The organism is Brevibacterium jeotgali (assembly GCF_900169175.1).
In the GTDB taxonomy this organism is placed as follows: domain Bacteria; phylum Actinomycetota; class Actinomycetes; order Actinomycetales; family Brevibacteriaceae; genus Brevibacterium; species Brevibacterium jeotgali.
In genome coordinates this window covers 205793-220136 of record NZ_FXZM01000001.1, presented here as the reverse complement: position 1 = coordinate 220136, position 14344 = coordinate 205793, and the positions used below count along the sequence as shown (strand labels likewise).

Here is a 14344-nt window from a genome sequence, read left to right as displayed (position 1 = left end):
CGGCTTCGTCGTCTGCGAGTTCAGCGTCTGAGTCCCCGGTGTCCCTCCTGCCTGCGAACACATAGCATGGGCAGAGCATGCGGGATCGAGCCCGCACGGACGACGAAGGAGCACCTCATGACGAAGTGGGAGTACGTGACCGTCCCCCTGCTCATCCACGCGACGAAGCAGATCCTCGACCAGTGGGGGGCAGAGGGGTACGAGCTCGTTCAGGTGGTTCCGGGACCCGAGGGCAGCAACAACCTCGTCGCCTACATGAAGCGCCCGCTGGCGGGCTGAAGGGAGTCACCATGAATCGCATCGAATCGGAGCTCGCTGAGCGCGGTCTCGCCCTTCCTCCCGTCGCCGCACCCGCCGGCGCCTACGTCCCGGCCCTGCGCGTGGGCGACCAGGTCCTCACCTCGGGTCAGCTGCCGTTCGTCGATGGGGCGCTTCCGAAGGTCGGTGCCGTGGGCGGCAGCGTGACCGCGGAGGAGGCCTACGAACTGGCCGGCGTCTGCGTCCTCAACGCACTGGCTGCGGTCAAGTCCGTGATCGGCGACCTCGACCGCATCGAGCGCATCGTCAAGGTCACGGGCTTCGTGAACTCCACCCCGGACTTCACCGGTCAGCCCGGAGTCGTCAACGGCGCCTCGGAGCTGCTGGGCGAGCTGTTCGGTGAAGCCGGGCAGCACGTCCGCTCCGCGGTGGGCGTCGTGTCGCTGCCGAAGGGCACGCCGGTGGAGCTGGAGCTCACTGTGCAGGTCCGCGCGGGAGAATGACGATGGCGGACGACCACCTGCGGCGTGCACTCGCGGACGACGGCGTCGATCTGGTGCTGGCGGACAATCCGTCACCCATGACGCTCGAGGGGACGAACAGCTACATCCTGAGGTCCCGGGACGGGGCGTCCGCGCTCCTCCTGGACCCTGGGCCGATGCTGGTGGAGCACCGTGATGCGCTGGTCCGCACGGTAGGCTCCGCGGAGCTCACCGCCATCGTCCTGACGCACCGCCATGGGGATCACTCCGGTCTGCTGGAGACCGCGGGGCAGTGGGCTCCCGGCGTCCCCGTCCATGCCGTCGATCCGACGTTCGCCTCTGGTGCCACGCCGCTGGTGGACGGCGAGCGCATCGCGTTCGGGACGCACGACGCCGACGTCCTCACGATCGTCACGACCCCGGGGCACACGGACGACTCCGTGTCGGCCGTGCACGGCTCCCGCCTGTTCGCCGGGGACACCGTCCTGGGTCGGGGCACGACGATGGTGTCCTTCCCGGACGGATCGCTGGGCGATTACCTCGACAGTCTCGAGCGTCTGACCGCTCTCGAGGCGGCAGGGGCCGTCACGACCATCGCGCCGGCTCACGGAGAGCAGCGGGAGGACGTGCGCGACCTGCTCGCGCACTATCTCTCCCATCGCCGGGAACGCATCAGCCAGGTGCAGGACGTGCTCGCGAGCGGTCGCACGACGGCGGAGGAGGTCGCGGACGTCGTCTACGCGGACGTCCCCGATTCCGTGAAGCCGGCGGCCCTGCAGATCGTCCGTTCTCAGCTCGCCTACATCGAGTCGCTGGAGGGCTGACCCCTCAGGCGCACGCACAGCCGCAGACGCCGAGGCCGTGGTCACCGGGAGGGTGACCACGGCCTCGGCGTCTGTGCAGGTGGTCCTGCACCGATACTCCTGTACTGGTGTCAGGCGGCGCGGTGGCGCAGGCGGTCGACGTCCAGGAGGACGACGGCGCGGGCCTCCAGGCGCAACCAGCCGCGCTGCGCGAAGTCGGCGAGGGCCTTGTTCACCGTCTCACGGGACGCGCCGACCAGCTGGGCGAGCTCTTCCTGCGTGAGGTCGTGGGCGACATGGGTGCCGTCCTGCGTGGGCTGGCCGAAGCGGTCCGCCAGATCGAGCAGGGCCTTCGCGACACGACCGGGGACGTCCTGGAAGACCAGGTCGCCCACCGTGTCGTTCGTGCGTCGCAGGCGGATCGCCAGGGCGCGCAGCAGATTCAAACCGGCCTTGGGCCGTTCTTCGAGCCACGTGGTGAGGTCCTCGTGTCGGAGGCTCAGCAGCTCAGTCTGCGACACCGCGGTCACGTTGGAGGAGCGCGGGCCCGGATCGAACAGCGACAGCTCGCCGATGATCTCGCTGGGCCCCACGACTGACAGGAGGTTCTCGCGGCCGTCGGGCGACTCGCGGCCGACCTTGAGCTTGCCGGTCGCGACGATGTACAGCTCATCGCCCGCATCGCCCTCGCGGAAGAGCACTGTCCCGCGTCGGACGCTGCGCGGCTTCATGAATTTGAGCAGCGCACTGGTCGCCTCGTCGTCGAGCCCGGCGAAGAGCGGGGCCCTGCGTACGACTTCGATGTCCACTTGGTTCCTCCTGATCGGTTCACGTCTGCGGCTAAATCTACCCTCACGCTGATGCTCCTGCCCACAGTTCACGCCGCCGATCCTGGTACGAGAGCCGCTGACACTCCCACGAGCGCCGTGGAGGCCCGCAGGGCACCGATAGGATGGTGCGGTGCTGTCAGTCGCAGAGAAGAGCAGGCGGCGCTTCCTCGAGGAGACTCCACTGGGGCGCACACGCCGAGCCAGGAAGATCCACCGCATCCTTGCGGACACCTATCCGGACGCCCATGCGGAGCTGGACCACCGCGACGCGTTCGAACTGCTGGTCGCCACGGTCCTGTCCGCGCAGACCACGGACATCCGCGTGAACTCCGTGACTCCCGCCCTGTTCTCCGTCTACCCGGATGCCGATGCGCTGTCTGCGGCCACACATGAGGACGTCGAGGAGATCATCAGACCCACGGGCTTCTACCGTGCGAAGGCCCGCAGCATCGTGGGACTGGCCCAGGCCCTCGTCGACCACTTCGACGGCGAGGTGCCCGCCTCGCTCGAGCAGCTCGTGACCCTGCCCGGTGTGGGGAGGAAGACGGCGAACGTGGTGCTCGGCAACGTCTTCGACGTCCCGGGGCTCACCATCGACACCCACTTCGCGCGCCTTGCCCGGCGATTCCTGTGGACCGACACGGACAATGTCGACCGCATCGAGAAGGACGTCGCCGCGCTCGTCCCGCGCAAGGACTGGACGATGCTGTCCCACCGGGTCATCTGGCACGGCAGGCGCATCTGCCACGCTCGGACTCCCGCGTGCGGAGCCTGCCCGATCAGTGCGCTGTGCCCCTCGTTCGGCACCGGCGAGCTCGATGAGCGGAAGGCGCGCAAGCTCCTGCGGTTCGAACTGGCGGAGGGTGCGGAATCCGCGGGGAAGTCCGACGGGGGATCGCGCGTTGAACCGACGAAGGCAGACGGGTTGACGACGGAGCATGGTTCGAGGAGCGCGGACGGCTCGGCGAACGGGGACGCACGGACGAACGGAGAGGATGCGTGATGACCGGTACGGGTCCGGTGGAGCGGACAGTGGACGGAGTCGTGGATCTGCGGGCTGCGCTGGACGGGCTGCTCGAGGCTGAGGCGCCGAGCTCCTGGCTGCGTCGACCGGATGCGCCCGAAGGGCTCAACGTCCGGGAGGCGTCCGTCCTCATGCTGTTCGGGCGCGGAACAAGGCCGCGCACTCCCGCGGGGCGGGACGAGCTCGAGCGGCTGGACGGCCTCGGCGTCGCCGATGTCGACATCGTGCTCCTGCAGCGTGCGTCGACGCTGCGCAGTCATGCCGGGCAGCCGGCGTTCCCCGGCGGTGCCCGCGACGAGGGTGACGGGTCCGCTGCCTTCACAGCGCTGCGTGAAGCGCAGGAGGAGACGGGGCTCGACCCCTCGGGTGTCGACGTGGTCGGGACGCTTGAGCCGCTCTTCGTCCCGCCGAGCCGCTTCGACGTCACCCCCGTCGTCGGGTGGTGGCGGGAGCCTATGGCCGTTGAAGCCGTGGACCAGGCCGAATCCGCCCTGGTCGCACGCATCGCCATCGCAGACCTCGTCGCACCGGGGAACAGGGGGATGTTCAGTCCCGTGGACCGGCCGTTCTCCACCCCCGTCTTCGACCTGGGCATCATGCGTCCGTGGGGCTTCACCGCGGGGCTGCTCGACTGGTCGCTCGAGACGTTGGGATGGGCGCGCGAATGGGATCGCGACAGGATGATCCACGTGGAGTTCTGACCGTGACCTCGCGTCCTGAGAGCGTGACGGAGGCCCAGCAGGATCACCTGCTGGGCCTCCGTCACGCTCTGTGAACAGGTGCTGCGCTCAGTAGCGAGGACCGCCCGGGTTGGACAGCGCACGCTTGATCGCAGTGACGACCGACTTGCCCGAGGCGATCGCGCTGGTGGGCGTCGGATTGCCCTTCTTGAAGAGGGGCAGGGCCACCGCGACGAGGATGAGCGCGATGAGGACCAGGAGGCCGAAGACGACGAGGAAGCTCAGCCACCAGGCCCACCCCAGCCCTTCATGGAGGGCCGAGGCGACGGTGAACATCGCCATGAACGACGACAGGAACAGAAGGAAGAGGGCGCCGATCGCCAGCCCCGCCCCGATGCCGAGGTTCTTCGCGCCATCAAGGGCTTCGGACTTCGCGAGCGCAGCTTCCTCCTGGGCAAGGGCCTGCGCGTCTGCGCCGATGTCCTTGACCAGCTTGGAGATGGACCGTTCCGACATGGGGCTCCTTCAGTGTTCGCGGCTGTCGTGGGCATGCAGCTGATCCCCACTTTAATGCCTGCTGAGCGTGCCTGACCACGACTCGCCCAGCGGGCACGTCAGCAGAGGGCCTCACCAGGTGCTCCGGCGCTGTTTCAGGACCCCTGCACCTGCTTCGAGATGACGTCCATGACGGAGGCGTCCGCGAGGGTGGACGAATCGCCCACCCCCTTGTCCTCCGCCAGGTCCTTGAGCAGTCGGCGCACGATCTTGCCGGACCGCGTCTTGGGCAGCTCATCGACGATGTGGACCCGCTTGGGCTTGGCGATCGGCCCGATGTCCGAGCCGACGTGCGCCCGCAGCGTCTCTTCCATGTCGTCCGTCCGTTCGACGCCGCCCCGCAGGATCGCGAAGGCGACGACGGCCTGACCGGAGGTCGCGTCCGCAGCGCCGACGACGGCGGCCTCCGCCACGATGTCGTGCGCGACGAGGGACGACTCGATCTCCGTGGTCGACAGTCGGTGCCCGGATACATTCATGACGTCGTCCACGCGGCCCAGGAACCAGATGTCCCCGTCCTCGTCGTACTTGGCGCCGTCACCGGCGAAGTAGATGCCCTCGAACCGCGACCAGTACGTGTCCTTGTAGCGTTCGGGATCGCCGTAGACGCCGCGCAGCATGGCGGGCCACGGCTCGTCGATGACCAGGAGCCCCGGTTCGTCGTTCTTCAGCGGATTGCCCTCGTCGTCGACGACCTTGACGGAGATCCCCGGCAGCGGACGCTGCGAGGATCCCGGTTTCGTCGCCATCGCACCCGGCATGGGAGCGATCATGTGCGCACCGGTCTCCGTCTGCCACCATGTGTCGACGACGGGGCAGCGGTCCTTTCCGATCACGCTGCGGTACCAGGTCCACGCCTCCGGGTTGATGGGCTCGCCCACGGTGCCCAGCAGGCGCAGGGAGGAGAGGTCGTACTGTCCGGGGATCTCGTCGCCCCACTTCATGCAGGTTCGGATCGCGGTGGGCGCGGTGTAGAGGATCGTCACCCCGTACTTCTGGACGATGTCCCACCAGCGGCCCGTGTCCGGCGTGTCCGGAGTCCCCTCGTAGATCACCTGGGTCGCGCCGGCGGACAGCGGACCGTAGACGATGAAGGTGTGGCCGGTGACCCAGCCGACGTCCGCAGTGCACCAGAAGACGTCCTTCTCCGGCTTGAGGTCGAAGGTCGCGAACACGGAGTACGTGGCCTGCGTGAGGTAGCCGCCGGAGGTATGGAGGATCCCCTTGGGCTTGCCCGTGGTGCCGGAGGTGTAGAGGACGTAGAGGGGGTTCTCCGCCTCGAACGCCTCTGCGGTGTGCTCGTCGGGCTGTTCGCCCATGAGATCGGCCCACGCGACGTCGCGATCGTCGAACCACTCGACGTCCTGGCCGGTGCGCTCGACGACGACCACGTGCTCGACCGGGGTGCCGCCCTTCTCGATCGCCGCGTCGACGGCCGGCTTGAGGCTCGAGGGCTTGCCGCGGCGGAAGCCGCCGTCGGCGGTGATGACGACCCGGGCCTCTGCGTCGAGGATGCGGGAGTGGAGCGCATCGGAGGAGAACCCGCCGAACACCACGGAGTGCGGTGCCCCCAGTCGGGCGCAGGCCAGCATCGCGATGACGGTCTCCGGGATCATGGGCATGTAGATCGCGACGCGGTCGCCCTGCGAGACACCCAGTGAGATGAGTGCGTTCGCCGCCTTCTTCACCTCGGCCGTGAGCTCGGCATACGTGATGCCGCGGGAGTCGCCCGGTTCCCCTTCGAAGTGGATGGCGATCCTGTCGCCGTTTCCGGCCTCCACGTGCCGATCCAGGCAGTTGGCGGCGACGTTGAGACGCCCGTCGGAGAACCAGCGGGCGAATGGGGGGTTCGTCCAGTCGAGGGTCTCCGTGAAGTCGGTCTCCCAGTCGAGGAGCGATCGGGCCTTGTCCGCCCAGAACCCCAATCGGTCCTCGTCGGCGCGTTCGTACTCCGCGGCGGTCACGTTCGCGTGTGCTGCGAACTCCTCCGGGGGCGCGTAGGTCGTCGACGTCGATTCCGTGTGATCAGTCATCTGTTCGTCCTTCCCAGCATCGTCGATGGCAAGCCGCGAGTAGTCATCGCTGACTCCGGGATCCGAGCCTATACCGCACCCGGCGCGATGCGCAGGCCGGAAGTTGCACAGGAGTTGCCTGAGCGACCTGAGGTGGGGAGCCTGCTGGGAACCGTCTGATCGTCGCGTCGCTCTTGGGGCATGACAGCAGTGCAATGCAATGATGGGGATGGAAGCGCACACGACAGTGCCGATTCCGTGCTGTCCGCGCGGAATTCGGAAGGAGACGAGATGAGCACGCCCTATCAGCCCCCGCAGGGCTCGGGCCACTATGAATGGGGCCAGCCCGGTGGGGAGCCCGCCGCGCAGTACGGCTCCGCGGCGGCCCCCGCCTACGGTGCACCGCAGCAGTACGGCCAGCAGCAGTACGAGCAGTACGGCCAGCAGTATGGCCAGCAGCCATACGGTGCTCCTGCGCAGGCCTACGGTTCGCAGGGTCAGCAGTTCGCTGCGCAGGGGCAGGCCCATGGTTCTCAGGGGCCGGGCTACGGCGCTCCCGAACAGGCCTATGGTTCGCAGGGCCAGCCGATGCAGACGGGCCCGGGGTACGACCCCTACGCGCAGCAGTACGGATCGATGCCGGGTGCGCACGGCTCCGGTCCGGCTGCTCACGCTCCGGCTCCGCAGGGTGCACCGAATCCGCAGGGTGCACCGATGCGGAATGCGCATGGCGGTTCCGGTTCCCCAGCCCGGCCGGGAAGTCTGCTGGGGCCGCTGAGCCTGCGCGATCTCATGCTCCTGGTCGCCGCACTGCTCGCCTTCATCGGCATGGTGACGCCCTTCTTCCGCTTCGGCGGCCTCAGCATGGGCTACGGGGCGTCCACCGTGTTCTCCTGGTCGTTCTGGGGCATGGGCATGGTGTTCCTCGGGATCCTGCCGCTCATCGTCGCGGGCGTTCTCACGCTTCTCCACAAGACGGTCTCCGGATTCCCCTCGCGGCTCGGTTCGCTGAGCATCGCGCAGGTGACGTCGGTCCTGACCTCCGTCGCGTTCACCGCGAACATCATCAACGTGTTCACCGGTGCGCCGATGCTGCACGTGGGCGCGTGGCTCGTCTTCGTCGCCGCGCTCATCGCCTTCTTCTTCGGCGTCTTCACGTTCCTGCCGTTCCTCGCAGCCGAGTTCACCACGCTGCCGGAGATGCAGACGCACCCCAAGGCGCGCGCAGCCTCCGGTGTCGCCTCCCAGCAGTACGGATCGCAGCAGCACGCAGGAATGGGGCACGCCGGTGCCGCTATGGGCGGCGCGGCTGCCGGAGGTGCTGCCATGTACGGCGCCGCTGGCGCACAGGGTCAGGCCTACGGGTCGCAGGGTCAGGCCTATGGTTCGCAGGGCCAGCCGTACGGCGGTGCTGCTCCCTACGATCCCACCGCACAGCAGTACGGGTCACAGGGCCACGCCTACGGGTCACAGGGGCAGGCCTACGGGTCACAGGGCCACGCCTACGGCGATCCGTATGCAGCGCAGCCCCAGAGCTTCCAGAGCCAGCCCGCCCCGCACACGGAGCAGGGCGCAGCACAGGCCGACGTCCTCGGAGGCCATGCAGCTGCGGGGTCGACAGCCTATGACGGGCAGTCCGCCGCGTACCACCAGGACCCGGAGCCCGATCAGAGCACGGCAGACGGGCAGGCGTATCTGGGTGCAGAGAACGCGACGTCTCCCGCGTTCGCCCAGTCCGAGCCGACCCAGGCGTTCGCCGCCGGAGCATTCGGGGCGGGAGCGTTCGGCGAGCCCGAACCGACTCCGCAGTCGGAGACCGCCTCGGGTGAGCAGACGGCTGCTGCCGATGCTCGGAACGCAGAGCACTCCGTTCCCGCAGCCGAAAGCTGGACGGCGCCCGAAGGCGCATCTGCCGAGGACACCCCGCGCGCCGACGGCGCTGTGCGGAATGGCGCACCCGATGAGGCGGGTCACCCCTTCGTCGCGTCGCAGTCGGCGTGGACGGCGGAACCTGCTGACACTGCTGACGATCAGCCCGTCGTCGCGCCGGAGGCACCTGCCCCCGAGCACGTCGCGCCGGAGGCCCGGGCGGCCGAGTACGCCGATTCGTCCCCCGGTGCGGACGCACCCGCGGCCGAGGGCCGGCAGGAGCGCTCCGGCTCCATGTTCGGTGCTGCAGCCGGTGGTGCCGTTGCGGGCGGCGCAGCTGTCGCCGGCGGCGCGGCACTCTCAGACGGCGACGACACGCACGAGGCCGAAGGAACAGGACTCCACGAGCCTGATGCGGCGGACATCGCCGCAGCGCAGGAGACTGCGATTCCGGTCGAGCCTGCGGCATCCGAAGCCGAACCGACCGAGCAGGGTGCGACCGACCACGCCGGCGATGCCGGGACGGATGCGGAACCCGCTGAGCAGCCGGCGGCCTCGGCCCAGACGCCTGCGGACCGTGACCCCCGGGAAGGTTCGGCTGCGGCCGACGCTCCCGCAGGCCACTTCCGCGGCGAGGAGCAGGGCGGTTCGGAGAACGAACCGACTCAGTGGTTCCGCATGGGCGGTGACAGCAGCGCACCTGCTGAGGAGGGGGCCCCCGCACCCACGTACGACGCGACGCAGGGCGAGCCGACCCAGGCGTTCAAGCCGGTCGTGTCGCAGATGTTCTGGTTCGCGGTGACGGAGCCCCGCCCGGCGGTCGATCCCGTCACCGGTCAGGAGATCTTCACGGTCACGCCGAACGAATGGTTCCTCGCGCTGGAGGATCACGGTTCGTTCTTCAAGGTCCGCGATGCCCACGGCCAGGAGGGCTACCTCAACAACGTCGAAGGCATCATCCGCGGCTGATCCGTCACAGCTGATACTCAGCAGTCCCACCACGCACCCGTCCGGCCCGGCGCCGGGCGGGTGCGTGCGCTTCGGCGGGTGTCGGAGCCTCACTCGAGGTCACAGGACGTCGATGAGGAGCCCCTCCGTCCACAGGTGGGAACGCGCGGTTCCGCTTGCGCCCGACGTCGCCCAGAGTGGGCGCATGTCTCGGATCGCGCTCCTCACGCAGCTGCCCAGTCTCGTCGACCAGTGCGCTGCTCTGGCCGACGGGATCGGCATCACCCTGGCCGTCGCCTCACCGATGACGGGCGGGTGGCAGGACGCCGCACTGGTCCTGCTGGGCGAGGACGTCTCCGATCCGCCCGGGGGCATCTCCGCGCCGACAGTGCTCATCGCCGTGGAGGACCCCTCGACGGCCTCACGGACTTCGGCAGACGCGTTCGGCGCCGCCGCCCGGCTCGGTGCCGACCACGTGGCGATCCTGCCCGCTGCCGCAGAGTGGCTCGTCCAGCGCATGATCTCGGCCGTGGAACCCCCGGTGGCGCCCGCGACGACTGTGGGCATCGTCCCGGGATGCGGCGGAGCCGGTGCGACGATGCTCGCCGCGGCACTGGCGGTCGAGGGACAGCGCACCGGACTGCGGACCGTGCTCGTCGACGGAGATCCGCTGGGCGGCGGCATCGACCTCGTGCTCGGGGCGGAGACGACCGAAGGCCTCCGCTGGCCCGCGCTCGCCGCCTCGAAGGGAAGCCTCCGACCGTCGACGCTGGTGGACGCGCTGCCGCGGGTCGCCGGCATGGCCGTGCTGTCGTGGGACCGCACCGACGCCGCCGACACGTCCGGGCACGTGTTCGACACCGTCCTGGGTGCGGCGCAGCAGGCATTCGACTTCGTGGTCGTCGATCTGCCGAGGCACGCTGCCGGGGGAGTGGTGCGCGCCTGTCACCATGTGCAGCTCGTCGTCCCTGCGAGAGTCCGTGCGGCGGTCGGTGCGGCACAGGTCGCGGGACGGCTGAGAGCCGGTCACCACAGGGTGGGCCTCATCGTGCGAGAGGACGAGCGGAGTGGGATCCCCGCCCAGCAGGTCGCGGATGCTGTGGGCCTGCCGCTGACCGCGCGGATGCGGGCGGAGCGGGGACTCGCGACCCGCATCGACCGCGGGGAATCGCTGCCGACCCGCAGGTCGTCACTGACCGCGACGGCGGCCGCGCTGGTCGAGGAGTGGTTCCCCGCGCGCGAGGTCCCGGAGACGGGGAGGGAACCGGTTCCGATGGGTGCCGGGCTCGCTGAGCGGATGGCGGCGGGGCTGCGATGACCGTTCGCGCCGAGGGGTCGTCGGGCCTCGGCGAGGCGGGGTGGTTGGATCCCGCGCTCGTCGCAGAGATCCGCGATGACCTGCTCGATCACCCGGGACCGGTCACGGACTCCGCAGTGGCGGCCGCAGTGCGCCGGTCGGGGCGGGTGCTCGGGTCCGCCGCGATGCTGGAGCTCGTCGCACGGCTGTCCGCACAGCTGGCGGGAGCGGGCCCCCTGCAGCCGCTGCTCGACCGGCCGGGCGTCACAGACGTCTTCGTCAACGGCCCCCGCGACGTGTGGGCGGACTTCGGCGCCGGCCTGGAGCAGGTGCCGCTGAGTCTGGGGGCCGAGTCCGACGTCCGGGCACTGGCTGTACGGCTGGCAGCCTCTGGAGGACGCCGACTGGATGATTCGTCGCCCCTGGTGGATGTGCGGATGCCCGACGGAGTCCGGGTCAACGCCGTCATCCCGCCGCTGTCCGGAGACGTCACCGTCCTCAGCTTCCGGATCCCTCGCCCGCGTGCGTTCACGCTGCCTGATCTGATCGGTGACGGCTTCGTCCCGGCGGCGCTCGTCACCCTCGTCGAGGAGACCGTTGCACGGCGTGCGAACTTCCTGATCTCCGGTGGGACCGGGTCCGGCAAGACGGTTCTGCTGGGAGCGATGCTGTCCGCAGCGGACCAGGCTCACCGACTGCTGCTCGTGGAGGACTCCCGCGAACTCGTCGTCGTCCACCCCCACGTGGTGCAGCTGTCGGCTCGGCAGGCGAACGTCGAGGGTATCGGGGACGTGCCGATGACCGCTCTGGTCCGCAATGCGCTGAGGATGCGACCGGATCGCCTGGTCGTCGGCGAGGTGCGCGGTGAAGAGGTCCGCGACATGCTCACCGCACTCAACACCGGACACGAGGGCGGGTGCGCGACCGTCCACGCGAACACCTCCGCCGCCGTCCCCAGCAGACTCGAGGCCCTGGGAGCGCTCGCCGGGATGAGCGCTGCGGCCGTCCACGCGCAGACGTCCACCGCGATCGACCTGCTCCTCCACCTCCGCCGCGATGGGGCGGGACCCGGAAAGCGTGGGATCGCCGAGGTCGCAGTTCCCGTCCTCGTCGAGGATCGCGTGCACACGCGCCTGGTCTGGGACCGGGCGACCGGGTTCCAGCGGGAGGGGGTGGCACAGCTCCAGCGCACATTCTCCACCAGGTCGGCTGCACCGTCCGAGTCGACGCCTGCGCATGCCTCGCGGATGCCTGCCTCGCCGCCGTCGGCGGGTCCCGGCCCCTCACGACGAGAGGCGCCTCGACTCGCTGTGATTGAGCAGGAGGACGGACGGTGATCGTTCTCCTCGTGGCCTGCGGCGCCGCCGTCCTCGGCATCGTGCTCGTGACTGTGGACCTCGCCGCGATGCGTCTGCGAACAGTCCTGTCGCCGCATCGGGAGAGGCCCCGCGATGCGCATCGGCCCACCGGGTCTGACGTGGCAGGCGGGCCTGAGTCCACCCTCGGTTCCGATGCGCGTCCCAGTTCGTCTGCGGCCGTGAACGATCCTTATCGAGCGATCGCCGTCATCGACCGGGCGGCTGCCCTGCTGCGCATCGGGATGCCGCCGGCGACGGTCACGACGCAGCTGGCGGAGGTGAGCGACCCCGACCTCGCAGCGGTCCTCATCCGTGTCTCACGCTCGATGAGCCTGGGAGACGATCCGCGCACCGCGATCGCACGCCACGTGGATGGCCTCCCGCCCACGCTGGCAGAGGTGCTCGTGGGGATGGGTGCGGTGTGGGAGGTGGCGGAATCGGCCGGAGCCCCCGCTGCCGACGTCCTCACACGGTACGCGCACAGCCGCCGTGAGATCGCCGACGCAGAGCGGGAGCGCGTCGTCGCGCTCGCGGGACCGCAGGCCACCGTCACCGTGCTGACGTGGCTGCCCGCCGCAGGGCTGGGGCTCGCGCTGCTCATCGGTGCCGACCTGGGGTCGCTGCTGGTCTCTCCCGTCGGCCTCGCCTCGATCGGAGGAGGCATCGTCCTGCTCGCGTGCGGGAGGGTGTGGATGAAGCGGATGCTGGAGCAGGCGACATGATCGCCGCGGCACTCCTCGTCGCGTCGGCACTGGGCGGTGTCTTCCTGCTGACGCGTGCCCCGCAGGTGAGGCGCTTGGCCCGACTCACCGGTGCAGGCACGCGTGGGGGTCGGGACACACGGACTCCGCAGAGCCCCCGCAGCGGTGGCGACGTCCCCGCGGGGACTTCTGCCGTGGATGATCTGGCGTTCGATCTGGATCTCGTCGCAGTGTGCCTGCAGGCGGGGCCGCCGGTGGATCGCGCACTCGACCACACTGTGCGGGCGTCGGGAGACCGTTCCGGGCTCGCCCATATCGCCCGGTCGGCACGGCTCGGACTGGCGGAGGACACCGGCGGCGAACGGACCGAGCTCTCCTCCGTCATCGCGGTCATCCGCTTCTCCAGTCGGACTGGTGTCGCGCTGGCACCGCTGCTGCAGGCGCACGCGGACGAGCTGCGTCGCCGCGAGCATCGGAGGAGGCAGATCGCAGCGGCGCGCCTGGGCGTCATGCTCGTCATGCCGCTGGGAGTGTGCGTGCTCCCAGCGTTCGTGCTCCTGGGAGTCGTCCCCGTCCTCCTCACGCTCCTCGGCGATCTGGCTCCAGCGCTCACCGGGCGGTGACGGTGCGGCGGGTGTCCGTGGGAGCGGCGCTGCGTCACAGCCGCGGTGTGTCATCACGTGTCCCTGCGCACACGACGCTGTGGACCGCATGCGATCCGTCCACAGCACAGGGCAGGGTCTTCTGCCGCCGATGAACGACGTGGAAGCTCGTGGCACGACAGCCACCAGGGCGTCGTCGCCGTGGGACGGACCCGCGGTGTCGCAGGACGGGACGAGACCCGTGCTGGGGAAGCACGGACGGGATGAGACCCGTCCGAGGGAAGGGGAGCACCATGACGACGACGCCATGTGATGACAGGAGCGGTCCGGAACGACGTGCGCACGAACGGGAGGAGCCGGATGCCGGCCACCTCGACGGAGTGGTGGCCCGGCCGGGAACGGTGCGGGAGTGCTTGTCCGATGACACCGGGGCGACGACTGCGGAGTACGCGATCACGACGCTCGCGGCGTGCGGGTTCGCCGCACTCCTGGTCGTCGTCCTCAAGAGCGATCCGCTCCAGGAGATGATCACGGGAGTCATCACCGGCGCATTGGGACTGGGCGGAGCCTGACATGTCGGGACGCACCGGCGCGCGCGACGAGGGTGCCGCAGCCGCGGAGTTCGCGATGATCATGCCGGCACTGGTCCTCATCATCGGGATCGTCGTGGGCGCCGGTGCTGTCGGCGCGACCCAGCTGCGCGCCATGGATGCCGCGCGGGGCGCGGCGCGAGAAGTGGCGCGCGGTGAAGCTCGGACCGCGGTCGTGGAGGAGGCGCGGAAGCGCGCAGGCGACTCTGCGCAGGTCCTCATCGCTGAGGACGGCGGCTACGCGGAGGTCACCGTGGAAGTGCCGCTGCCAGACGTACTCGCACCCGTCGCGGACACCGTCTCCGCCCATGCGACTGCACGGAAGGAGAGCTGAC

General features: G+C 69.7%; 15 protein-coding genes. 12 read left to right on the top strand and 3 right to left on the bottom strand.

Translation table 11 applies throughout. The features are described 5' to 3' along the window. Positions 1 to 117: 117 nt before the first annotated feature. The 3 genes from sp36 to BJEO58_RS01055 are packed head-to-tail and all read left to right on the top strand — an operon-like array spanning position 118 to position 1564. Positions 118 to 279, top strand: a complete 162-nt coding sequence (gene sp36 / locus BJEO58_RS14885; protein ID WP_180951776.1) for a Sp36 family protein — start codon at positions 118 to 120, stop codon at positions 277 to 279. A gap of 11 nt (positions 280 to 290) precedes the next feature. Continuing rightward, complete coding sequence (locus BJEO58_RS01060; RefSeq protein ID WP_101586954.1) at positions 291 to 761, top strand: RidA family protein; 471 nt, start codon at positions 291 to 293, stop codon at positions 759 to 761. Between the two features lie 2 nt (positions 762 to 763). Beyond that, positions 764 to 1564, top strand: coding sequence for an MBL fold metallo-hydrolase (locus BJEO58_RS01055; RefSeq protein WP_101587225.1), 801 nt, complete (start codon positions 764 to 766; stop codon positions 1562 to 1564). A 110-nt stretch (positions 1565 to 1674) separates the two neighbouring features. Here BJEO58_RS01055 and BJEO58_RS01050 read toward each other — a convergent pair whose 3' ends face one another. Then, on the bottom strand, positions 1675 to 2352 hold the full coding sequence (locus BJEO58_RS01050) for a Crp/Fnr family transcriptional regulator (RefSeq protein ID WP_101586952.1): 678 nt from the start codon (positions 2350 to 2352) through the stop codon (positions 1675 to 1677). 151 nt (positions 2353 to 2503) lie between these two features. Between BJEO58_RS01050 and nth the strand changes: the two genes are divergently transcribed. Further along, on the top strand, positions 2504 to 3376 hold the full coding sequence (gene nth, locus BJEO58_RS01045; RefSeq protein ID WP_101586951.1) for an endonuclease III: 873 nt from the start codon (positions 2504 to 2506) through the stop codon (positions 3374 to 3376). Next, positions 3376 to 4098 (top strand): NUDIX hydrolase, encoded by a 723-nt coding sequence (locus tag BJEO58_RS01040; protein ID WP_101586950.1) that lies wholly within the window; start codon positions 3376 to 3378, stop codon positions 4096 to 4098. The genes nth and BJEO58_RS01040 overlap by 1 nt, the downstream gene beginning before the upstream one ends. 87 nt (positions 4099 to 4185) lie before the next feature. Here BJEO58_RS01040 and BJEO58_RS01035 read toward each other — a convergent pair whose 3' ends face one another. Beyond that, positions 4186 to 4593, bottom strand: a complete 408-nt coding sequence (locus BJEO58_RS01035; protein ID WP_101586948.1) for a phage holin family protein — start codon at positions 4591 to 4593, stop codon at positions 4186 to 4188. Positions 4594 to 4727: 134 nt separating this feature from the next. Further along, the gene (acs, locus tag BJEO58_RS01030) at positions 4728 to 6665 is read right to left on the bottom strand and encodes an acetate--CoA ligase (protein ID WP_101586946.1); all 1938 of its coding nucleotides are present in this window, start codon (positions 6663 to 6665) and stop codon (positions 4728 to 4730) included. A 270-nt stretch (positions 6666 to 6935) separates the two neighbouring features. On the opposite strand from acs, the gene BJEO58_RS01025 reads away from it, so the two are divergent. From BJEO58_RS01025 to BJEO58_RS00995, 7 genes are all read left to right on the top strand, one after another. Then, positions 6936 to 9482, top strand: coding sequence for a hypothetical protein (locus BJEO58_RS01025; protein ID WP_101586944.1), 2547 nt, complete (start codon positions 6936 to 6938; stop codon positions 9480 to 9482). Between the two features lie 184 nt (positions 9483 to 9666). Then, positions 9667 to 10779 (top strand): septum site-determining protein Ssd, encoded by a 1113-nt coding sequence (gene ssd, locus BJEO58_RS01020; RefSeq protein WP_246075933.1) that lies wholly within the window; start codon positions 9667 to 9669, stop codon positions 10777 to 10779. Then, positions 10776 to 12095, top strand: coding sequence for a TadA family conjugal transfer-associated ATPase (locus tag BJEO58_RS01015; protein ID WP_101586941.1), 1320 nt, complete (start codon positions 10776 to 10778; stop codon positions 12093 to 12095). The genes ssd and BJEO58_RS01015 overlap by 4 nt, the downstream gene beginning before the upstream one ends. Continuing rightward, positions 12092 to 12838 (top strand): type II secretion system F family protein, encoded by a 747-nt coding sequence (locus tag BJEO58_RS01010; RefSeq protein ID WP_101586939.1) that lies wholly within the window; start codon positions 12092 to 12094, stop codon positions 12836 to 12838. Before BJEO58_RS01015 ends, BJEO58_RS01010 begins: the two co-directional genes overlap by 4 nt. Further along, positions 12835 to 13440, top strand: a complete 606-nt coding sequence (locus BJEO58_RS01005; RefSeq protein WP_101586937.1) for a type II secretion system F family protein — start codon at positions 12835 to 12837, stop codon at positions 13438 to 13440. The genes BJEO58_RS01010 and BJEO58_RS01005 overlap by 4 nt, the downstream gene beginning before the upstream one ends. Before the next feature lie 272 nt (positions 13441 to 13712). Next, positions 13713 to 13991 carry a DUF4244 domain-containing protein gene (locus BJEO58_RS01000; RefSeq protein WP_101586935.1) on the top strand — a complete coding sequence of 93 codons (279 nt, stop codon included), beginning with the start codon at positions 13713 to 13715 and terminating at the stop codon, positions 13989 to 13991. A gap of 1 nt (position 13992) precedes the next feature. Next, positions 13993 to 14343 carry a TadE family protein gene (locus BJEO58_RS00995; protein WP_101586933.1) on the top strand — a complete coding sequence of 117 codons (351 nt, stop codon included), beginning with the start codon at positions 13993 to 13995 and terminating at the stop codon, positions 14341 to 14343. The last annotated feature ends 1 nt before the right edge of the window (position 14344 follow it).

Bases quoted from the DNA above. Each gene is read 5' to 3' on its own strand.
- ssd (WP_246075933.1), top strand. From the start codon at position 9,667: ATGTCTCGGATCGCGCTCCTCACGCAGCTGCCCAGTCTCGTCGACCAG.
- BJEO58_RS01060 (WP_101586954.1), top strand. From the start codon at position 291: ATGAATCGCATCGAATCGGAGCTCGCTGAGCGCGGTCTCGCCCTTCCT.
- acs (WP_101586946.1), bottom strand. From the start codon at position 6,665: ATGACTGATCACACGGAATCGACGTCGACGACCTACGCGCCCCCGGAG.
- BJEO58_RS01035 (WP_101586948.1), bottom strand. From the start codon at position 4,593: ATGTCGGAACGGTCCATCTCCAAGCTGGTCAAGGACATCGGCGCAGAC.
- sp36 (WP_180951776.1), top strand. From the start codon at position 118: ATGACGAAGTGGGAGTACGTGACCGTCCCCCTGCTCATCCACGCGACG.
- BJEO58_RS00995 (WP_101586933.1), top strand. From the start codon at position 13,993: ATGTCGGGACGCACCGGCGCGCGCGACGAGGGTGCCGCAGCCGCGGAG.
- BJEO58_RS01025 (WP_101586944.1), top strand. From the start codon at position 6,936: ATGAGCACGCCCTATCAGCCCCCGCAGGGCTCGGGCCACTATGAATGG.
- BJEO58_RS01040 (WP_101586950.1), top strand. From the start codon at position 3,376: ATGACCGGTACGGGTCCGGTGGAGCGGACAGTGGACGGAGTCGTGGAT.
- BJEO58_RS01000 (WP_101586935.1), top strand. From the start codon at position 13,713: ATGACGACGACGCCATGTGATGACAGGAGCGGTCCGGAACGACGTGCG.
- BJEO58_RS01055 (WP_101587225.1), top strand. From the start codon at position 764: ATGGCGGACGACCACCTGCGGCGTGCACTCGCGGACGACGGCGTCGAT.
- BJEO58_RS01015 (WP_101586941.1), top strand. From the start codon at position 10,776: ATGACCGTTCGCGCCGAGGGGTCGTCGGGCCTCGGCGAGGCGGGGTGG.
- BJEO58_RS01005 (WP_101586937.1), top strand. From the start codon at position 12,835: ATGATCGCCGCGGCACTCCTCGTCGCGTCGGCACTGGGCGGTGTCTTC.